This window comes from Parafrankia sp. FMc2 (assembly GCF_041008525.1).
GTDB lineage: Bacteria > Actinomycetota > Actinomycetes > Frankiales > Frankiaceae > Parafrankia.
In genome coordinates this window covers 23440-44222 of sequence record NZ_JBFLUG010000052.1, presented here as the reverse complement: position 1 = coordinate 44222, position 20783 = coordinate 23440, and the positions used below count along the sequence as shown (strand labels likewise).

The following is a 20783-nucleotide window of genomic DNA, read 5'->3' as shown; positions in this document are numbered from 1 at the left end:
ACGACTTATAAACCGTTCACTTTTGGTGACGGATCTCCGATATTTGGGTGAGCGGCCGGGCGATGGATGCCCTCACCGCCCGGCGCCGCCCCCGGCGTCACCGGCGTCACCGGCGTCACCGGCGATGCCGTTGGTGCCGTGCGTGTTTCAGTGCCGACGGCTCGCCGAGGTGAGCAGTTCGGCGGACCGGGTGGCCTTCGCTCCGGCGCTGTCCCGGGCGAAGGCGAGTGCCAGCAGCAGCCGTGCGCCGAGGCCGACCGCCAGCGCGGCCCGCAGCGGCAGGTAACCGGGGCCGGGGTACTGACGACTCAGGTAACGGATCATGCTTCGGTGGTGGGCGACGACCATCCGGCGCGACGACCGCTTGGTCGAGTGCCCGCCCAGGTGCTCGACCACGGCCGACGGGACGTAGACCAGCTGCCGGCCGGTCAGCCCGATGCGCCGGCCCAGGTCGACGTCCTCCATGAACATGAAGTACGACTCGTCGAAGCCGCCGACGGACTCGAACACGTCGCGGCGCAGCAGCTGGCAGGAACCGGAGAGCCAGCCGGCGGTCATCTCCCGGGGCGCGCCACGCTCGCGGCGGTACGACGCGGTCCAGGGGTTGGTCGGCCAGCACCAGCCGAAGAGCGCGTGGCCGATGCCGCGCCCCAGCGACGGCAGGTCACGGGCGGACGGGTAGAGCGCCCCGTCCGGATTGGTGATGCCGGGGCCGAAGGCGCCACCGCCCGGCCAGCGGTCCGCAGCCGCGATCAGCTCGTCCAGGCTCCCGGGCGACAGGGCGATGTCGGCGTTGGCGACGAGCAGCCACGGGGCCGAGGCACCGGCCGCGCCGCGGTTGGCACCGGCACCGTACCCGAGGTTGCGGCCCGGGCACAGCAGGGTTACCTCCGGGCGCTCACCCGCGGCGCGGGTGCCGACATCCACCTGCGGCGAGTTGTCGACCACCACGACCTCGTAGGGGCGGGTGGTCGACTTCGCCAACGTGTCCAGAAAGGTGCCAATGACCTCTCCGGACCGGAAGGTGACGACGACGACCCGGATCTCCGGCTTCTCCACCGGAAGACCGTAGCGCGCCTCAGGCGTCGGCCACCGCACGGGCATAGCTGGCCAGGTGAGCCTCGGCCGAAGCGGCCCAGGTGAACTCGTGGGAGCGGGCCAGGCCGGCCGAGGCCAGCTGCGCGCGGCGCTCCGCGTCGTCGAGCAGAGCACCCATCTCGCGGGCGATGGCGTCGCAGTCCGGCTGGGTGTAGGCGACCGCGTCGCCACCCACCTCCGGCAGCGACAGCCGCGGCGTGGTCAGAACCGGCGCGCCGCAGGCCATCGCCTCCAGCACCGGCAGGCCGAAGCCCTCACCGTGCGAGGGGTAGGCCACCAGCTCGGAGCCGCCCAGGTAGCCGGGCAGGTCGGAGAAGCGCAGGTAACCCGGCCGGATCACGCGCAGGTGGCTCGGCACCGAGGCCACGGCCGCGTCGACGTCGTCGTCCCAGCCGGAGCCGCCCGCGAGCACGAGGGCCGGCGGCTCGTCCCGCCAGTGCACCGCCTCCGCCCAGCCACGGATGAGGTTCGGGACGTTCTTCCGCGGCTCCAGCATGCCCAGGAAGGCCACATAACGGGTGTTGCCGAGGCCGAGCCGCAGCCGCACCCGCCGCCGGTCCTCCTCCGTCGGAGGGTGGAACGTGCTGGTGTCGACGCCGTGATAGGCGACATCGGTGGTGGTCGGGTCGCCTTCCAGGACGCGGACGAGTTCGTCACGGGTCGCCTTGGACGGGACGATGATGCGGTTCGCCCGGCGCACCGCCGTTCGCATCGCCGACCGGAAGAAGGTTCCCTTCACCGCCGTGTGCATCTCCGGCTCGGTGAAGAACGTGACGTCATGGATTGTCACGCATACCGGCCGTTGCGCCCGCAGCGGCATCGTGTAGTGCGGCGAGTGGATGACCTCGGCATTCACCTGCTCCGCCACCAGCGGAAGCCCGGTCTGTTCCCACGCCAGCCGCGCCGGCCGATGGGCGATGGCCGCCGGGCCCGACAGGACGGTCGCCTGCGGCGCCATCCGACTGTAGCGTTCCTCGTCCGATCGCTGACATACCAGCGCCATGTCGGCGCCGGCCGCGCCCAGGGCGGCGACGAGCCCGTCGACATACCGCCCGACGCCACCGCGGTCAGCCGGGACCGAAGTCGCATCAACGAGCACCCGGGGTCCCACGGCGCTCCTTCCGAGACGTGCCGCCTGATTCAGTGTGGCCGCTTGCTTCTCAACGGGGGCAACACTACGCCCGCCCGTCGTCCGCGACGGACACGGCAGGGGAGCCGCTGATTCGACGGTAGAGCTCCCAGCACGATCGCGCCGCCCCATTCCAGGTATATCCCGCCGCACGGACCGGACCTGAACGCGACAAACGACTGTGTAGCCGGGGATTCTGGACGATACGCGCCAGCGCCTCGGCAAAGCCGGCCGGATCACCGATCCGGGCCACCAGTGCGGCGTCCCCGGCAACCTCGACCAGAGCCGGCGTGTCCGACACGACCACGGGCACCCCGTGGGCCATGGCCTCGATGACCGGCAGCCCGAATCCCTCCGACCGACTCGGTGCGAGCAGCACGGTCGCCCGGGAGAGCACGACCGCGAGATCTTCATCACTGATCCGCCCGAGACCACGGAACCGTCCGGAAGCGGCAAGATCGGCGAAACCACCCGTGCCCGCGGTCCCAGCGCCGAGATCACCCCAGCCGGCCGCACCGACGTGCACCAGGGGAAGGTCCGGCGCCGCCGGATGCTGGATCGCCGCCAGCGCGGTGTCGAGGCCCTTACGGGGCTCCATGGTCGCCAGCGTGAGCAGGTAGCCCCGTTCGGGCAGGCCCAGGCGGGCGGCCCTGCTCTCGGCGTCCGCCGGCACCCGCAGCACCGCCTCGGCGACCCCCTCCCCGATCACGTGCAGCCGTTCCGGGTCGATCGGCAGGTGCCGGCGGGCCTCGGCCGCGACGGCGTTCGTCGGGACGATCACCGCGTCCGCGTGCCGGGCGGCGCGCTCCCCCATCGCGCGGTGCCAGCGCACGCCGTGCGGGGTCAGGGTCTCCGGGTGGGTCCAGGGCACCGCGTCGTGCAGCGTGACCACCAGGCGCCGCCGGCCCCGGCCCCGACCGGCACCCGGCACCCGGTGCGGCAGGCCCCGGCGGGCCAGGAGGTGATGCGGGGGCACGAGGAGCGTCGGGGCGTGGACGACGTCCACCCCGGTCGGGACGGGGCCCACATCGCGCGCCCAGGCCGCGGCGAGCGCCCGGCGCGGCAGGCCCAGGCGCAGCGGCCCGAGGACACCCGCCACGGCGGCCGCGGCGGGGTCGCGCCGCCACGCGCACCACCCGACGACGCCGTCCCCCGGCCGCGCGGCGCGGGCCAGGGCGGCGGCGAGCTCGGCGGAGTACCGGCCGGTGCCTCCCGGCACCGGCGCAAGCAGCTGTTCGACCAGGAATCCGATCCGCACGCGGGCCAGTGTCCCGTGCCCGGCCGGCCTGGCCGTCGCCACCCCGCGCGACTGGCGCCGGGCGCTACTGGTCCCGGCGGCTGGTGGCGACGCCCGCCACGACCATGACCACGCAGCAGCCGATGCCCACCACGTGGCCCCAGCCGCGGTGGCCGAACTGGTCGAAGGCCGCGCCGAGCCCGAAGACGATCAGCGCGAACAGCAGGACGGTGAGGAACGCGGCCAGTACCTTCTGCGCGGGCGGCGCGCTCATGGCTGCCGCCGCCGGGCGTGCGTCAGCACCACGCTGCCGGTGGTGTCGGGAGTCCGGCGGTCGGACAGCGCGACCAGCGGGGAGAGCGCCGCGGCCGCGTTCCAGCCGACCCGGCCGCCCTTGGCCGACAGGCCGAGGTAGAGCCGCTCCGCCCGCTCCGACCGGAACATGTACGTCTGGCGGACGACCTCCAGCCCGGCCGTGTCCAGCAGCTTCACCAGCCGCTCCCCCGGATACGTGTGCTGGACGTGGTACTTCTCCCGGTGCCGGGCGAACAGGTCGGGCCAGCGCTCGGCCCGGGTCAGCGCGTCGGCGGACATCACCAGATCGCCGCCGGGACGCAGTACCCGCGCCATCTCGGCCAGCGCGGCCGGGCCGTCGTCGAAGTGCTCGATCGCGCAGACGGACATGACCACGTCGAACGTGGCGGGCGCGAAGGGCAGGCGCAGCGCGTCGCCCTCGACCAGGCCGGGGCGGTGCTTCAGACGGCTACCGAAGGCCAGCTTGTGCCGGGCGAGGTCCAGGCTCACCGCCCGGGCGCCGCGGCGGATCGCCTGGCCGGCCCAGTAGCCGTCACCGCCCGCGACGTCGAGCATGGTCCGGCCGTTCAGGTCGCCCGCCCAGGACAGCAGCGTCCCGACCTCGCGGCGACGCATGACATGCACCTGGTGGCCGGCGTAGGCAAGGGCATCGTCACGTAGGGGACTCATGGCGCACAGTTTGCCGTCAGGACGTCGCCAGCACGGCGTCGAGGTAGCGCTCCCAGGCGACGTCGGTGTCAGGCGGGCTCACCTTCGCCCGCAGCGCGGCGAGGACACCGGGCTCGTACAGCCGCCGCAGCGCCGCGGCGAGCGCCGCCGGATCGTCCGGCGGGACGAGCAGGCCGTCGACCCCGTCCCGGACCGAGGTGGTGAGCGTCCCGACGCTCGTCGCGACGACGGGCCGGCCGTGCATGTGCGCGAGGTCGACGTTCTGCGAGGCCGTGCCGGCCCGGTAGGGCAGCACCAGCACGTCGGCGGCGGCGAACAGCCCCGGGACGTCCTCGGCCGGCACGTAGCCGGGACGCAGCTCGACCCGCTCCGCCAGGCCCAGCTCCGCCACCAGGTCGCGGGTCGCCTCCACCCCGCCCCAGAACTCCCCCGCCACGGTCAGCCCGACTTCCGCCGGCCCCTGCGCAAGCGCGCGCAGCAGCACGTCGAGGCCCTTGTACGGCCGAACCAGTCCGAAGAAGAGCAGCCGGTGGGCCGGATTCGCCTCGCCACCGGAGGCAGCGGCCGACGCGTCGGCCTGGAGGCCCACGGAAGCGGCGGCGCTGCCGGCGGCGGACGGGCGCCACAGGTGCGGGGCCATCTCCGCGACCCGCACGGGGACGCCGGTAAGCCGGCCGGCGAGCTCCGCCTGGGCCTCGGTGTGCACCAGGACGGCAGAGCAGCGGCGCAGCACGGCGGAGATCAGCGGCTCGTCGACCGAGCGGCGCTCGTGGGGCAGCACGTTGTGGCACAGCGCGAGCACTGCGGGCCCCCCGCGCAGCCCGGCCAGGATCCCGAGGTAGGCGGGTGCCTGGATCGGGGTGACGACCACCAGCACGACCAGGTCCACCGCCGGACCGGAGCCGGAGCCGGAGCCGGGACCGGAGCCGGGACCGGGACCGCGGCGGCGCAGCCGGCGGCCCAGGCGGAACCAGCTGTCGGGGCGGCGCCAGGACAGCGGGTAGGCGGTGGCGGCGAACGGCGTCCCCTCCGGGGTGTCGACGCGCTGCTGCCCCGGGTAGAGCCGCGCCGGGTACTGGTGGGACCAGGACTCGATCCGCACGTCGTGACCACGCGCCGTCAGGCGGTGCGCCAGTTCGGTGGTGTGCTGGGCGATCCCGCCCTTGTACGGGTGCGTGGGCCCGATGACCGCGATGCGCATGGCCGGTTCAGGTGTCGCTGCGTGATCGGGCGACCAGATCGCCGATCAACGCGAGGACCACGATCTGGAAACCGACCAGAATCGCGAGCAGCGTCGAGGTGGTGACCCGGAAGTCGTAGCGGATGACGTCCGCGATCAGTTTCACGAAGCCGAGCGCCATGATCCACAGCGCGACCGGCATCAGGACCTTGAGCGGGTCGAAGTACATGACCATCCGCAGCACCTGCAGGATGTACCGGCGCGCGTCGCGGAACGGGTGGAACTTCGACGTGCCGGACCGCTTGGCGTAACCGATCGGCAGGTAGTCCACCGGGTGCTGATTGGACAGGAACGCCATGGTGATCGTCGTGACGCAGGAGAACCCGGGCGGAAGCAGCCTCAGGTAGGGCAGGGAGACGTCCCGCCGGAAGGCACGCAGGCCGGAGTTGAGATCAGGAATCTTCGTCCCGGAAAGCCGCTGCGCGATCATCCGGATGAGCCACTTCGCGGGCACCCGCGCCCATTTGTGGGTGCCCTCCTCGGAGGTCCGGGCGCCGACGACCTGATCGACGTCGAGATTGTCGTCCAGGTACCGGACGAACTCCGGAATCCGCTCGTTCGGGTACGTCATGTCCGCGTCGGTCCAGACGACGATCTTTCCGCGCGCCTCCTGGGTGCCGATGCGGCGCGCGGTGCCCGACCCGCCGTTACGGCGGAACGGCATCAGCCGCATGTGCGGGAACCTCCCGGCGACATCACGCAGCACCGCGAGCGTGTTGTCGGTCGACTTGTCGTCGATCACGAGAAGCTCGTAGCTGTAGCCGCTGGCATCCATGGCCGCGCTGATGCGCTCAAGCTCCAGGACGACATGATCCTGCTCGTTGTAGCAGGGGAGCACCACCGTCACGTAGGGCGGTGCCTCGACCTCCAGGCTGGCCTGGTGATCGGCTGGAAGGATGGCACTGACACTCACGTCGCTGTTGCTCCCGGTAGTCGTCGCGCGCCCGCGTTCCGTCCCCGGCAGCTCGCAGGCAGTCCGCTCACCAGGGTGACACGGCCCGGGACGGGGGCCGAACTCCGGTCACCGCCGGGGCGGGCCTACTGTTACGGCCTGTGGGGACGTTCAGAGGTGATCTACGCGAGTATGTGCGTCATGTGCGGGCCCTGCGGGCGGCACAGGAGACCTCGGCGCGCTCGTTCGTGGCCGGGTTGAGGTACCCGCTCGCCCACCGGCAGCCGATCTGGACCGGTTCGCGCACGGTGATCGAAGGCCGTGAGCGGATCGAGTTCGCCGACGGCGCCGCACTACGGGTCGGGCTCGCATCGTTCGGGCTGACCTCGAAGCACGACGTCTCGATAGTGCGGGTCCATCCCGAGGGCCGGATCCGCTGCGAGGGGGTCGTCTCGCTGCAGCGCGGGATTCGGGTCGTGGTCGACTCCGGCGTGCTCGAACTCGGCCCCTTCGCGAACATCAACGGATTCGCGAAGATCCTGGTGCGCGAGCGCGTCTCGATCGGCGCCTACTGCAATGTCTCCTGGGACACGCAACTTCTCGACAACGATTTCCACCCGATGGTCGTCGACGGGGTGGAGCAGCCCATGAGCGGGCCGATCGTCCTCGAGGACCGGGCCTGGATCGGCGCCGGCGCGATCGTTCTCAAGGGCGTCACGGTCGGGGAGAGCGCCGTGGTCGCGGCCGGCTCGGTCGTGACCCGGGACGTCCCCGCGAAGGCGATCGTCGCCGGCTCACCGGCGAAGGTCGTCGGGCACATCGACTACTGGCGCTGAGTCCGTGGCCCCGTCACCTGTCGCCCCGGTGCCGTCGGGGTCCCTGGCACGGCCCGTGACCGGTCACGCTGGTGGCTCGGGTGTGGACGGTGCGACGCGCCTGCGCCCGCTGCGGCTGCTGCGTTCCGTCCCGCTGCCGATCTGGCTGATCACCGCGCTGTTCGGCGCGCTGCTCGCCAGCTGGTCGGTGCTGGTGCCGCAGTACCACGCACCGGACGAGCCGAACCAGGTCGACGCCGTCATGCGCTTCGTCCAGGGAGCCGGGTGGCCGCATCCGGGGAACGCCTTCGTCCGCCCGGACGGGGTCGGCGCGATCGCGGCCTCGCCGTACGGCTCGGCGGCGACGCCCTACGAGCTGGACTTCGCGCCGATCAGCCAGGCCGACGCCGTCCCCCCCGACGACCGCCCGACCTGGGACGAGCTGGGTGACACCCGGCAGGCCGACGGTCAGGCGCAGCCGCCCGGCGACATCCAGCAGCTCGTCCAGCACCCGCCGCTGTACTACCTGGTCGGCGCCGCGGCGCTGTCGGTGCTTCCCGGTGGCGGTGACGACCTGCGCTGGGATGTCACCATCGGCACGCTGCGGCTGATGAGCGCCCTGATGATGATGTGGCTCCCGCTCCTCGCCTGGGCCGGTGCGCACCGACTCAGCGGCGGGAACCGCATCGCGGCCACCTGCGCGGCGCTGCTGCCGCTGGCGATCCCCCAGCTCAGCCACATCGGGTCCAGTGTCAACAACGACAACCTGCTCGCCCTCACCGCGGGGCTGGCGACCGTCACGATCATCTACGTGCTGCGCGGTGACACCTCGCTGCGCACCGCCGCCTGGGCCGGCCTGTTCATCGGGCTCGCGCTGCTGTCGAAGTCCCTCGGGATCGTGCTGGTCCCGATGGCCGCGCTCGCCTACCTGGTCGCCTGGCGGCGCGCCCGCCGGGACGCGCCGGCCGGCGCCCGAAGCCCGGCGTTCTCCGAGCGGGGAACGAGAGCTGGCCGAGGGGAGAGCTCCGGCCGGGATGCGGCGGCGGGCCAGGACCGGGACCGGGACGCTCCGTTCCTGCTCGCCGACACCGGGCTGATGACCGTGCTGCCGGGCGCCACCCGGTTCCCGTGGCGCCAGCTGCTGCTCGGGGGCATCATCATGATCGCCTTCGGGGGCTGGTGGTGGGTCGTCAACCTCGTCCGCTACCACACGTTCCAGCCCGAGACGCCCGGCTTCCCGCCCGGTGACTACCTCGGCGACGACTGGGGCGCCTACCTCGACATCCTGGTCAACGGGACGGCGCGGCGCTGGTGGGGCTCGTTCGGCTGGTTCGAGACGGACCTGCCGATGACGGCCGTCGCGGTCGCCAGCCTCGTCCTGATCGCCCTGTTCGCGGTGGCCGTCTTCCGCGGCCGCGACGGCCGCACCAGGGTGAATCTCCTGTTCCTGCTCTGGCCCACCATCGGCCTTTTCGGGCTGATGACCCTGCAGTCCGCACTGGCCTTTACCGACCACGGCCACGTGAGCGGAATTTCGGGGCGGTATCTGTACGGGGGTGTGACGGCCCTGGCAATCGGGGTCGGCATGGGCGCGGCTGCCTTCGGCCGGCGTGTCTCACGGTACTTTCCCGTTCTGTTCCTCGCCGCCGCCGCTATTTTTCAGTGGTGGTCCGTCCGGACAGTTCTCACACATTTCTGGAAACCTGCCGGTGGCGATCTCGGCGACGCCTGGGAGGCGATGACGGCCTGGTCGCCGTGGCCGCCGTCCGCCGCTGTCGCGACCGTGTGGACCGGGGTGGCCCTGGCCGTCCTGGTCCTCCTCGCCTGTGTGTGGACGGCGGTGCTGGGCGACGGGCAGGACCAGCCCGAACCACCGCCGTTCCAGGACCCGACCGGGTGGCCGCCCGGGCCGGACATCTGGGTCCCCGGGCGGCTCACTGTCGAGGATCCCGCTGCTGATCATGCGGCGCCGCCGGCCTCCCAGCCGACCTCCCAGCCGACCCCCGGGAAAGGCTCCGGGACAGCGGAACCGGTGCCGGCGGAACCGCCGCGAACCGACTCGGTACCCAGTGGCTCGACAGCACCGAAATCCGCGCCGTCACGGTCGGGGCCTGACGAGCGCGGGCCTTCCGACCCGTTCCGGTCCGGGTCCGCGACGGTCACGTCAGCACCCACCACAGCAAAAGGGAAGCCGCCGAGCACCACCAGCCCCGTGCCGTCACACTGAAAGCAGGCCGTGGACCGCTCACGTAGGCTCCCGGTAACGTCATCTCGGTTCGGGGGAAGCCGTGCGCCGAAAGCGGGACTGGGAAACCACACCGCCTGCGGACTCGACCGGGCCCTCGTTGACCGCCGCAGCACGGATGACAACGCCACTCGGCCCCGGTGACCCGGGCCGTCTCGGCCATTACACGCTGATCGGCCGCCTCGGCGAGGGCGGAATGGGCACCGTCTACCTGGGCCGCGACCCCGACGACCGGCTCGTCGCCGTCAAGGTGATCCGGGCCGATCTGGCCCGCATGCCCGAGTTCCGGGCACGCTTCCACCGCGAGGCTGACATCGCCCGGCGGGTCGCGCGCTTCTGCACGGCCGAGGTCCTCGACGTCGTCGACCCGCCCGACGGGCAGCCGTACCTGGTGACCGAGTACGTCGACGGGCTCACCCTGGCGCAGGCGGTGAACGTCGAGGGCCCGCTGCGCTCGGCCGACCTGGAGCGGGTGGCGGTCAGCGTCGCCGCGGCGCTCACCGCGATCCACGGCGCCGGGCTCGTCCACCGGGATCTCAAGCCGTCCAACGTGCTGCTCTCCACCCTCGGGCCCCGAGTGATCGATTTTGGTATCGCCCGCGCCCTGGACGCCCAGACCATGCTCAGCCAGGAGATCCAGCGCATCGGCACGCCGGCGTTCATGGCCCCCGAGCAGGCCAACGGCGAGCCGGTGACCGCCGCGGCCGACATCTTCGCCTGGGGTGGTCTGGTCACCTACGCCGGCACCGGCTCGTTCCCGTTCGGCGACGGGCCGACGCCGGTGCAGCTCTACCGGGTCGTCCACCGCGAGCCGCTGCTGGACGGGCTCAACCCGACGCTGCGGCCCATCGTCGAGCAGGCGATGCGCAAGGACCCCGCCGACCGCCCGACCGCGCAGGAGCTGTTCCTGCGCCTGGTCAGTACCGGCCCGGCGACCCATCCCGATCCCGCGATCTCCGCGGTGATCCGGACGAGCAGCCCGCCAGCCGCCGCCAGTGGGACAGGTACCCCCGGAACCGCTTCGGCCGCCGGCGGCGGAGCGGGTGCCGCCGACGACGATGCCGCGGGCACGATCAGCCGCCCGCGCGGCACACCGGGCGGCCAGCCGGGCGCTGGCGACGTCCCACCTCACGCCGCCAGCTCGTCTCGCACCGACAGCCCGTCTCGCACCGGCAGCCCGTCTGGTTCTGACGCCCCGTCTGGTGCCGGCGGTGACGCGAGCGGCGCGCTCAGTGGCCCGCCCGGTGCCACTGCCGATCTGCCGGGATCCGTCGGAACGCCGGGCGGACCGGCCGGTACCGGTACCCCGTCGGCACGCTCACTCGCTGATGTGCCGGCGCAGCCCGCTCCTGAGCACGACCTCGCCACCGGTCCCCGGCACCCGACAGCCACCGGCGGGAGCGGGAGTCATGGTGACGCGGGCCGCGGCGGCACGGGTGTCACCCGGTTCCTCACGCCGACGGCGCGCCGCCGGATCGCGCTCTTCGCCGCGCCGGTCCTCGCGCTGCTGCTGATCGCCGCCCTCGTCCCGCTGGCCTTCACCGGTGGCGGGAGCGACGAGAAGACACGGGAGGAGGTGGCTGGTCGTGTCGTGTCCACGGCCGAGGCGATCCGCGACTCGGACTCCGAACGCGCCGCACGCCTCAGCCTGGCGGCGTTCCGGATCAGCCCGGTGCCGGAGGCCCGCGCGAGCCTGCGGACGTCCTTCTCCCCCGCCACCGCGAGCGTGCTGAGCGGGCACAGTTCCTCCGTCCTCGGCCTGGGAGTCAGCCTGGACGGGCGCACCGTCGCCACCGGCGCCACCGACAACCTGGTGCAACTGTGGGACGTCACCGACCGCACGCGTCCCGCGAAGCTCTCCACCATCACCGCGCACACCGGCTGGGTGCTCGACGCGACGTTCAGCCCGGACGGAAAGCTGCTCGCGACCGCCAGCTACGACCGCACCGTGCGTCTGTGGGACATCAGCGACCTGGCCCAGCCACGGCAGCTCTCCGTTCTGCTGGGTCACAACGGCTATGTCCTCGACGCCGAGTTCTCCCCCGACGGGGGGATGCTGGCCACCTCGGGCTATGACAACACCGCCCGGCTGTGGGACGTCAGCACTCCGACCGAGCCGACCGAGCTCGCCGTCCTCGACCGGCACACCAGCTGGGTCAACGAGGTCGCATTCAGCCCGGACGGGAAGCTGCTGGCCACCGCCAGCACCGACCGCACCGCCCGGCTCTGGGACATCACCAACCCCCGCCGGCCGCGTCCGCTCGCCGCCATCACCGCCCACACGGACTACGTCTGGGCGTTGGCCTTCAGCCCGGACGGGCGGCAACTCGCCACCGGCGCCTACGACGGGCTGGTGAAACTCTGGGACGTGACCGACCCCGCCAGGCCCCGCGCGACCACGTCGATTCGCGCCGACGAGAAGTGGGTCTTCGACCTCGCCTACAGCCCGGACGGCCGCACCCTGGCCACCGCGGGCTGGGACACCACCACCCACCTGTGGGACCTGACCACCCCCGGCCAGGCGACAGCCGCCGGGCGGATCTCCGGCCACGGCGACTGGGTCCAGGGCGTCGAGTTCACCCCGGACGGCACGTCACTGGTGACCATCAGCGACGACTACTCGGCCCGGATCTCCCGCATCGACGACGCCGGCCTCGTCGCCCGCGCCTGCGCCGACCCGGCCAACCAGATCACCCGGGCCGAATGGCAACGCGACATCGTCGACGTTCCCTACCAGCCTGTCTGCTGATCGGCGTGGGCCCGCTCACGGGACGCAGACAGGCACACGTCTAGATCAACAGCTCCGATGCCGCCGGAGAACGCCGGGCTACCCTGAGAAGGGCCGTCCGGCGCGCGATCGAGCCGGTCTCACCCGGTCCTGGCCGGCGACCGCGCGATCTCCTACGCCTCGTCGGCCACATGCGCAGGCGTCTCAACCAGCTCGTCAACGCGAACCTGCGCTACACGTTCGGCCAGTAGACGCCACGCCAACCCGGTCGCCCGCGCTGCCCTTGTGTTGCGCGGGGACCGGAGCGGCTTCAGCCCAGGCGCTCGGAGTGCCAGGCCTGGCGGGCCACCAGAGAGCCACGCTCGTCAGGGGCGGCGACGTCAACGACCGGTCTCGTTCCCAGGGGTCGCTGGAGAAGGACGACCGTGCCCCATGTGCGTTCGGCGCCCTTGCGGGCCATTCTGGTGACCTTCCGCCCGTCAGGCAGTGTTCTGGACGCGCCCCGCCCGAAGGTCGTCGGGCCGTTCGGGCCGAAGGCCAACCAGGCACGGACGGCGACACGTTCGGGAGTTTCCTCGACGTCGAAACCGGCGAGCACCTCGTCCGGGTAGCTGCTCACCGTGAACGACAGCTCGTGGCCATCGGCCGTGACCGAGCAGGAACGGACCGTGGACTGCCAGCGGTGCCGGGCCGGGTGGATCGGACTGTCGGCGCGGGACCGACGGTGCTGGCGCAGCGCGCGCACCAGCCAGTCGGGAGTCTCGGCCGGGCTTTCGAGAGTGCCGCCCGGGACCGGCGGCGGCAGGGGCTGCCGAGAAGTCGGGAAGATGTCGAGCTGCCGCCCGGGCCGGAAGGTGACTGCGGTCGTCCGGGACACGGTCAGCAGCACCCGCTCGGCGGGCGCGCCGTCGTACCCGCGGTCGTCGTCGGGCAGGCTCGGCCAGGCCAGTAGCGGACGCGTCACGCCGCCCTCACCGAAGTCGCAGAGAATCGGTCGTGGGCCGCCGGCAGGGATAACGGCGTCATCCTGCAGTGCCTGGTGGAGTGCATCACCCTGCGGGCAGAACCACCAGGTGTCCATCTCGATGTTCGGGAGCACGCGGACGTCGAGGCGTCTGCCGGCACCACTCATGTCCGGCGCGGTGCCGCCACCCGAGTCCTCCGTGTCCACGGCCATGGCCTCGCTCTCGTCCAGGCCTCGCTCTCGTCCAGGTCCCGCGCCCGCCGGCGTGTCGGCCATCAGCTCCCTGGAGTCCGGCGTCCCGGGTCGCCGCCGGTGGGCTTTCTGTCGGACCCGTTGGACCCGCCGGGCGCGCGGTGCTCGACGAAGCGGGACAGGCCCGCGCCCAGGCGGACGACCGCGGCGCTGCCGGGCCGGCCGCCACCAGCCGGAGCCCCGGGGTCACGGGTGGCGGGGTCATCGGCCAGGCGTGAACGCAGGGCGGCGCGGGCGATGCGGGCGGCGGTGACGATCTTTCGTTCGTCCGGGGAGGCCGGTGCCCAGGGTGGCCGTGGTTGCCGCCGGGCCGCCGCGAGCTCCTGTTCGAGCTCGCTGATCCGGTTCAGCCGCTGCAGATCGCGGGCGGCGAGCTCGCTGCGCTCGGCGTCCAGGCGGGCCCATTCCCGCTGGCGGCCGCGGGCCGCGGCGACCGCGTCGTCCTGCAGTGCCAGGACGCGCAGGTAGAGATCGATCCGGTTGCGTTCCATCCGGGAGAGCAGGGTGTTGGACACCCACGGGGCGAGCAGGTCCGCGACGCCGCGGGCCCAGGGGGCACGCCGGTCGAGCAGCACGCCGAGGCCGAAGACCGGCGCCACGGTGATGAAGCGCAGGTCGGGATGGTCCGCCGCGAAGTCCTCGACGGCCGTCCGCACGCCGTTGCGAGGGCCGCCCTCGGTGAGCGCCCAGGCGAAGGCGCCCATCCCGCGGAAGCCGCGCCCGGGGATCGCGTCGGCCTTGTCGATCTCCACGCCGACGTCCCACGAGTTCGGCTGGCGGTCGGCTTCGGGGATGCGGTCCGGGGAGTAGTACTGGTCCCGGCGGCCGGCAGGCCAGCCGACGTCGTGCAGGATCACCAGCGGGAAGTAGGCGCGGTCGAAGTCGCGGACGGCGGCGCCGATGGCTTCGAGCTCGCCGCGGACGGTGGCGTAGTTGTGGTCGCCATCGATCAGGTAGGCGTCGGTCGGGGCGTGGCCGTCGAGCGCCTCCGGGCTGTAGCCGCGGATCACCTCGACGTCGAGCCCGCCGCCGGAGGTGGGTGCAACCCCCGGCTCGGGGTCGATGACGACCAGGCGCCCGCCGCCGCCGCGGCGCAGCAGGTTGACCAGCAGCGAGGTCGTCGCGCCGCTCTCCGAGCCGACCTCGGCGACGCTGCGCGCGCCGGACGCCTCGAGCAGCGGGATCCAGATCTCCCGCAGGTCGGTCAGCGAATGCAGCAGGAGCGGCGCGAGTGTCCGTTCCGTGATCTCACCGGGCTCGGCCGCGTGGTCACCGCCGTCGTACGCGTCAACGGCGATCTCGGCGAGGCTCCCGTGCACCTTGCTGGACGTCTCGGCGTCCGGCCCGGTCCGGTCGGTGGGCTCCCGCTCGGCCACGGCCGCCTCGAAGACGCGGGCAGGTATCACCGGGTCCTGTAGCGGGTCGAAGGTCGCCGAGGTCCCGGGGGTGACCGGGTACCCGGACGGCGACTGCGGAGCCGACGGCTCCGGGGTCCAGGGCGACTCTCGCGGAGCGAGCCGGCCCGGGGTCGCGGGTGACGCGGGAGGGGCGAGCCGACCCGGCGCCGCTGGGGTTGCCAGCGGTCCTGTTGGTGGTCCTGACGGTCCTGGCGGAGTCGCCGGTCCTGGCGGAGCGGGTGGTGCCGGCGGGGCGAGCCGGCCGGGCACTGCGGGAGAGACGGGCTGCGTGGTCTCCGCGGACCGGCGGGCGGAGCGCGGGGTGAACAGGGACGGCGGCGGAGACACCGACGGGAGCGAACCAGCGCGGAGGGCCTCGGACGTCGACTGACCCGGGCCCGCCTCGCCCGGCTGCGCCGAGTCGGAACGGACCGAGTCGGAACGGACCGAGTCGGAGCGCGCCGGCTCCGACGGATTCTGGGTCGGACGGAACCACCGGCCGGCCGGCCCGTCGGCGTCACCGGGTTCGAGGCCGCCGGGAGCACGGCGATCCGGGCCGCGGTAGCCGGGATCGCGATCGCGATCGCCCGGACCAGCGCCGTCGGGGCTGCGGTCGTTCGGATGGTGGTCGTTCGGGTCGTCGGCCTCGGCCGTCATCGAAGCCCTCCCAGCTCACGACGGATCTTCCGGGCGGCTCGGGTGGGGAGAGCGGTGCGGGCGACGTCGCCGGTGCGCACCTGGAGCGGGTCGGCCCGGATCCCCAGCCAGCCGAACGCCATCTCGACCTCGATCGCGTACGTCCCGCCGAGCTGCGGCTGCGTCGCGAAGTCGATCGAGTAGATGATCTGCGGATCGTCACCGACGATCTCCATCAGGTTCGCCTGCAACGGCCGCAGGCCGAGCAGCGCGAGCTGCTGGCCGGCGAGGTCGTCCAGCGAGGTCATCGTGACCTTGTACGGCTCGGGGGCGTTGTGCAGGTGGAAGGAGATCGTCAGCCAGTCGATCCGGAGCAGGCCGCGCCGGCCGGCCGGGTCGATCCGCACCCGGCGGGCACCGACGCCCTCGACCCGCAGCCGGACGATCGATCCGCCGTCGCGCCCGGAGCGGGTGACCGCGGACTCCTTGTTCCCGTTCACGAAGTCCGAGCCGGTGTCGACGTACACCTCGACGGGGCCGGCGGCGGCCTCCGGGGAGACCTCCTCGGCGGGAACCCCGGCGGCGGCCGCCAGCCCGCTGATCACAGCCAGCGAGCGGTTCGCGACTCCGGCGACACCGGCAGGCCAGTACAGCTCCTGCATGGTGATCTTCTCGAGGTCCGCCGGAGTCAGGTAGGGCATACGGCGGACGAGTTCGGGGGGCAGCAGGCCCTCGGTGGAGTCGGAGCCGAAGTTGTCGTCGTGCGCCCACGCGCCGAACGCCGAGGCCTCGGCAGCGGTGGGCCGGGCGACGAAGCGGGTGAGCATCCGCAGCGCGGCGTGGCGGGCGCCGGGCTCGGACAGCGACGGCATCAGCGTCTCCGAACGCCGGTAGCGCAGCCATTCGCGCTGGAAGGCGAGGATGCCGTCCTGGACGGCGACCCGCTGGGCGACCTGGGTGCGCGAGGTGCGGTCGATGCTGAGCACCGGGCGGCCGTCGTCGTCGAAGGAGACCAGCGAGCCGATGTCGGGCATGCAGAGCTGTTCGAGCACCTCGGGGCTGCGCATGAGCTGGTTCGCCATCAGCTCGGGCTGCCCGCCGGAGGCGGCGTACCCCTCGATCTGCAGGCCGGCGAGGCGGTGCGTGCCGGCGGCGGCGTTCGTCGCCAGGTAGAGGCCGATCACCTCGAAGTCACGCCCGGTGGAGGCGAGCAGCCGGGCGAGCAGGGCCTGGATGGTGCCGCCCCAGCCGAGATCGGCGAGGACGATCCGGCCGGACTCGGGCAGCTGCGTGTCGAGGTACTCGACGTACCGGTCACGCAGCCGGGCCGCGGTCAGGACGATCTCGCTGCGGATCCGTTCGTCGGAACAGAGCGCCTCGAGGGTGTCGTCGAGCAGGCCGGGGACGTCGAGCCGCCGGTCGGCCAGCGAGGAGATGCCGGCAACGCCGTCGATGGCCACCCCGAGCTGGCGCAGCAGCTGCCCGACGCTCGGCGCGTGCCTGCGGACGAGGAACCCGCGCAGCTCCTCGGGGGTGCCCTCGAACACGTTCGCCAGCGCGCACACCTGGCGGGACGCCCAGAGGGTCGAGGTGGTGACCCCGCTGTCGACGCCTGGCTCGGCGATCAGCCGGGAGAGGAACTCGCCCTCGCGCATCAGGCAGTAGACGTGGTCGGCGCCGTGGTCCCTGGTGCGTTCCACCGCCCAGTCGCCGAAGCCGGTGAAGACCGGGCCGAACACGGTCGCCCCGGACTCCCAGTAGCGGCGCAGGCCGGGCGGGACGGCGGCGGCGTCCGCCCGGTGCAGCACGCGGGCCCGCAGCGCGGTCATGCCGTAGTCGCCGTTGCCGGAGTCGAGCGGGGTGTCGTCGCCCGGGCCGGTGAGCAGGCCCTCCAGCGAGATCGTGGACTTCAGCGACCCGGAGTACTTCGGGTAGTGGATGGCGACCAGCCCGTGCTCGCGGGCGCTCTCGACGTCGGCGACCGGGTGGTCGCCGAGGTGCACGACGCGGGACGGCTGCAGGTTCGAGGCGGCCAGCATGTGCCGGAACAGCCCGTCGCTCTTGCTGATCCCGGCGTCGGAGGAGGTGAAGATCTGGGTGAACGGCACCCCGGCCAGCTCCGGGCGGCTGAGCAGGCGCTCCAGCTGGGCCGCCGAGAAGTAGGTGTCGGAGAGCAGGTAGACCGGCAGGCCGAGCTTGGTCATGGCCAGCTCGGCGAGTTCGACGACCGCGAGGTCGGCCCGGCACAGGTCGCGCTCGACGGCGAGCTCGATGTCCATCAGGTCGCCGAGGCCGCCCGCGCCCGGCAGCGCCGGCACCAGGACCTGCCAGATCTCGTCCAGCCGCACCTCGTGGGTGCCCCGGACCTCGTGGGAGTGGTCGCGGGCCTTGTGCTCCGCGTAGATCCGCAGTCGGGCGAACTCCCCGGGGGTGACACCGGACGGCAGCTGGCCGACCTCGGCCAACCGGTGCCCCAGGGTGATGAACGCATGCACCGGTTCGGGAACCATGCGCCACAACAGGGTGTCGAACACATCGAGAGTCAGGGCCTGGGCACCGCCCGACTCCAGATGCGACCAGACCTCGCGAAGCCGGACGTCGGTGAACACTGCCCGCCCCTCCCCCGGACGACCGATCCCCGGTCGCCCATTCTGGGCCGGCCAGGCACCCCGTCGGTGTGAGGCCACCAGCTGTCGATGGCGGTTCACCCGTGGAGCGGCTGCCGGCCGGAGCCAGATAGACGGCTCGATACTATGAACCACCGTCGGAGTAGCAGTCACCGGACTGGGGACATCGTCGCCGGGTGGCTTCGCGGTACGGTCTACGGCCATCGTCACCGAACACGGTGACGGCACTCGACGCGAGCCGGTGACGGTTGCGCTGGGCGGAGGAGGAGCCGAGCACGGTGCGGGTCCGCATTGCACGCCCGACGCGGGAAGAAGAAGGTCATGTCGCGGGTCGCTGACCTGTCCACGCTCCCCCCGTCGCCGCCGCCGGGCCAGGGCGGCCCGTCCCCTGCGCAGCGCCCGCGCACGTCGCGGTCCGGCGCGCGCCACGTCGACCACCGCAGCCGCGCGCAGACCCGGGTCCGCTGGGAGCTGCTGCGCAACCTGGTCCGCAAGGACCTGAAGGTCAAGTACAAGGGCTCCACGCTGGGTTTCGCCTGGTCGCTGGCGAATCCGCTGCTCCTTCTGGTCGTCTACACCTTCGTCTTCCAGGTCGTGCTGGACACGGGGATTCCCCGTTTCGGCATCTATCTGATGTCCGGCCTGCTGGTGTGGAACGCCTTCTCGGGCAGTGTCTCCGCCGCGTGCGGCGCGGTGGTGGCCAACGCCAACCTGGTGAAGAAGGTACGTTTCCCGCTGCTTGTACTCCCACTGTCCGCGGTCGGTTTCTCCGCCGTGCACTTCCTGCTCCAGCTGCTGGTGCTGTTCGTGGTCATCCTGGGGCTGGGCTACAGCCTGTTCGGGCCCGAGCTGCTGCTGCTGGTGCCGGCGGGGGTGGTGGCACTGCTGTTCACCGTCGCGCTGTCGGTGCTGCTGGCCGCGCTCAACGTCCGCTACCGCGACACCCAGCATCTGCTGGACGTCGCGCTGGTGGCCTGGTTCTGGATCAACCCGATGGTCTACGCGTACGGGCTGATCCAGAACCAGCTGAACGACTGGACCTGGGTGTACCTGCTGAACCCGATGGCGGTGGTCGTGGTCACCTTCCAGCGGGCGATCTACGACCCGCCACCGGGGAACACGACCGCGAACGGCTCGGCGTCGGTCATCGCCGACACCGGGTACGTCTTCTACCTCGAGCACCTGGCGATCGCCGGGCTCATCTCGCTGGCCATGCTGTGGCTGGGGCTGCGGGTGTTCCGCCGCTTCCAGGCCGACTTCGCCGAGGATCTCTAGTGTCGTCACCGCCACTCGCCCCGCCCGCGCAGCCGGCGCAGCCCGACGGGCCCGACCGGGCCGCCGCGCAGGTTCCACCGCCGGGCTCCCCGACCGTGATCCGCGCGTCCGGGGTGGGCAAGAAGTTCGTCGCCTACCACAAGCGCGCGACCAGCCTGAAGGAACGGTTCGTCCGCCGGGAGGCCGCCGCCGGGGACGACTTCTGGGCTCTGCGCGACATCGACGTCCAGATCGGCCGCGGGCAGACGGTGGGCCTGGCCGGGGCCAACGGCTCCGGCAAGTCGACGCTGCTCAAGGTGCTCGCCGGCATCCTGCGCCCCACCCACGGGGAGGTGGCGGTCAACGGGCGGATCGCCTCGCTGCTCGAGCTCGGTGCCGGGTTCAACGGCGAGCTCTCCGGCCGCGACAACGTCTACCTGAACGCGTCGCTGCTCGGCCTGTCCAAGCGCGAGATCGACCGGCTCTTCGACTCGATCGTCGACTTCTCCGAGCTGCGCCACAAGATCGACGACGAGGTGAAACACTACTCGTCCGGCCAGTACGTACGGCTCGGCTTCGCCGTCGCGGTGCACGTCGACCCGGACATCCTGCTCGTCGACGAGGTGCTGGCGGTCGGCGACGAGGCGTTCCAGCGCAAGTGCCTGGACAAGATCGCACAGTTCCGGTCGGAGGGGCGGACGATCCTGTTCGTCACCCACTCCCTCGACCTGATCGAGAGCATGTGCGACCGGATCCTCGTCCTGGAGTCCGGCAACATGATCTTCGACGGCCAGCCCGCCGTCGGGACGAAGCTGCTGCGCCAGCGGCTCGGCAGCCTGCCCGCCGAGGGCGTGGCCGTGCCCTACGACCTGGCACCGGTGAAACCGACGGCGGTGACGTTCAGCCGCAGCCCGGGCAGCCCGGCGCAGGTGCAGTACGACCCGGGCGAGCAGCTCACCGTCAGCGTCGAGCTGGACCTCACCGAGAACGCCCCTCCCTTCGTCTACCTGCACGTGGAGATCATGGGGCAGGGTGAGGTCCCGATCTGGATGATGGAGACCCCGGCCGGCGGGATCAGCCCCGGCCCGGGACTCTCCGTGGTGGACTTCGTCGTCCCCCGGCTGCCGGAGCTGCTCGGGGCGTTCGCGGTCAACATCCGGGTGTCGGACGCGTCCACCGGTCAGCCGGTGACGGCACGGCGGTTCGAGGACCTGTTCGGTGTGAGCGGCCTGCAGGTCGCCGGGCTGCTCCGGGTCGACTACGAGGCGAGGCTGCGCCGGTGACG

The 20783-nt window shown here is 72.3% G+C and carries 15 protein-coding genes; 5 read left to right on the top strand and 10 right to left on the bottom strand.

All coding sequences use genetic code 11. The annotated features are described in order from the left end of the window. Nucleotides 1–147: 147 nt before the first annotated feature. The 7 genes from AB1460_RS18960 to AB1460_RS18930 all read right to left on the bottom strand — a co-directional run bounded on the left by AB1460_RS18960 (nucleotide 148) and on the right by AB1460_RS18930 (nucleotide 6601). Nucleotides 148–1104, bottom strand: coding sequence for a glycosyltransferase family 2 protein (locus tag AB1460_RS18960; protein ID WP_198541965.1), 957 nt, complete (start codon nucleotides 1102–1104; stop codon nucleotides 148–150). After that, nucleotides 1079–2209, bottom strand: a complete 1131-nt coding sequence (locus tag AB1460_RS18955) for a glycosyltransferase family 4 protein (protein ID WP_026310675.1) — start codon at nucleotides 2207–2209, stop codon at nucleotides 1079–1081. The genes AB1460_RS18960 and AB1460_RS18955 overlap by 26 nt, the downstream gene beginning before the upstream one ends. Before the next feature lie 64 nt (nucleotides 2210–2273). Continuing rightward, nucleotides 2274–3485, bottom strand: a complete 1212-nt coding sequence (locus tag AB1460_RS18950; protein ID WP_368962924.1) for a glycosyltransferase family 4 protein — start codon at nucleotides 3483–3485, stop codon at nucleotides 2274–2276. 64 nt (nucleotides 3486–3549) lie between these two features. After that, nucleotides 3550–3738 (bottom strand): hypothetical protein, encoded by a 189-nt coding sequence (locus tag AB1460_RS18945; protein ID WP_368962923.1) that lies wholly within the window; start codon nucleotides 3736–3738, stop codon nucleotides 3550–3552. Beyond that, a complete protein-coding gene (locus AB1460_RS18940) occupies nucleotides 3735–4448 on the bottom strand; it encodes a class I SAM-dependent methyltransferase (protein WP_071087950.1) in 714 nt (237 codons plus the stop codon). Before AB1460_RS18940 ends, AB1460_RS18945 begins: the two co-directional genes overlap by 4 nt. 16 nt (nucleotides 4449–4464) lie before the next feature. After that, nucleotides 4465–5649, bottom strand: coding sequence for a glycosyltransferase (locus tag AB1460_RS18935; protein ID WP_368962921.1), 1185 nt, complete (start codon nucleotides 5647–5649; stop codon nucleotides 4465–4467). 7 nt (nucleotides 5650–5656) lie between these two features. Next, nucleotides 5657–6601 carry a glycosyltransferase family 2 protein gene (locus AB1460_RS18930; RefSeq protein ID WP_368962920.1) on the bottom strand — a complete coding sequence of 315 codons (945 nt, stop codon included), beginning with the start codon at nucleotides 6599–6601 and terminating at the stop codon, nucleotides 5657–5659. A gap of 140 nt (nucleotides 6602–6741) precedes the next feature. On the opposite strand from AB1460_RS18930, the gene AB1460_RS18925 reads away from it, so the two are divergent. From AB1460_RS18925 to AB1460_RS18915, 3 genes are all read left to right on the top strand, one after another. Then, a complete protein-coding gene (locus AB1460_RS18925; RefSeq protein WP_368962919.1) occupies nucleotides 6742–7416 on the top strand; it encodes an acyltransferase in 675 nt (224 codons plus the stop codon). A gap of 82 nt (nucleotides 7417–7498) precedes the next feature. Then, nucleotides 7499–9622 carry a DUF2142 domain-containing protein gene (locus AB1460_RS18920; protein ID WP_368962918.1) on the top strand — a complete coding sequence of 708 codons (2124 nt, stop codon included), beginning with the start codon at nucleotides 7499–7501 and terminating at the stop codon, nucleotides 9620–9622. Nucleotides 9623–9758: 136 nt separating this feature from the next. Beyond that, on the top strand, nucleotides 9759–12389 hold the full coding sequence (locus AB1460_RS18915) for a WD40 repeat domain-containing serine/threonine protein kinase (RefSeq protein ID WP_368962916.1): 2631 nt from the start codon (nucleotides 9759–9761) through the stop codon (nucleotides 12387–12389). A gap of 289 nt (nucleotides 12390–12678) precedes the next feature. Here AB1460_RS18915 and AB1460_RS18910 read toward each other — a convergent pair whose 3' ends face one another. The 3 genes from AB1460_RS18910 to AB1460_RS18900 are packed head-to-tail and all read right to left on the bottom strand — an operon-like array spanning nucleotide 12679 to nucleotide 18226. Beyond that, a complete protein-coding gene (locus AB1460_RS18910) occupies nucleotides 12679–13608 on the bottom strand; it encodes a hypothetical protein (protein ID WP_368962915.1) in 930 nt (309 codons plus the stop codon). After that, nucleotides 13608–15638, bottom strand: coding sequence for a class I SAM-dependent methyltransferase (locus tag AB1460_RS18905; RefSeq protein WP_368962914.1), 2031 nt, complete (start codon nucleotides 15636–15638; stop codon nucleotides 13608–13610). The genes AB1460_RS18910 and AB1460_RS18905 overlap by 1 nt, the downstream gene beginning before the upstream one ends. Beyond that, complete coding sequence (locus tag AB1460_RS18900) at nucleotides 15635–18226, bottom strand: HAD family hydrolase (RefSeq protein ID WP_368962912.1); 2592 nt, start codon at nucleotides 18224–18226, stop codon at nucleotides 15635–15637. The genes AB1460_RS18905 and AB1460_RS18900 overlap by 4 nt, the downstream gene beginning before the upstream one ends. Before the next feature lie 339 nt (nucleotides 18227–18565). On the opposite strand from AB1460_RS18900, the gene AB1460_RS18895 reads away from it, so the two are divergent. Both AB1460_RS18895 and AB1460_RS18890 read left to right on the top strand, forming a co-directional pair. Beyond that, nucleotides 18566–19519: an ABC transporter permease gene (locus AB1460_RS18895; RefSeq protein WP_368962910.1), complete on the top strand. Its 954-nt coding sequence runs from the start codon at nucleotides 18566–18568 to the stop codon at nucleotides 19517–19519. Further along, nucleotides 19519–20781 (top strand): ABC transporter ATP-binding protein, encoded by a 1263-nt coding sequence (locus tag AB1460_RS18890; RefSeq protein WP_368962909.1) that lies wholly within the window; start codon nucleotides 19519–19521, stop codon nucleotides 20779–20781. Before AB1460_RS18895 ends, AB1460_RS18890 begins: the two co-directional genes overlap by 1 nt. Nucleotides 20782–20783: the final 2 nt, after the last annotated feature.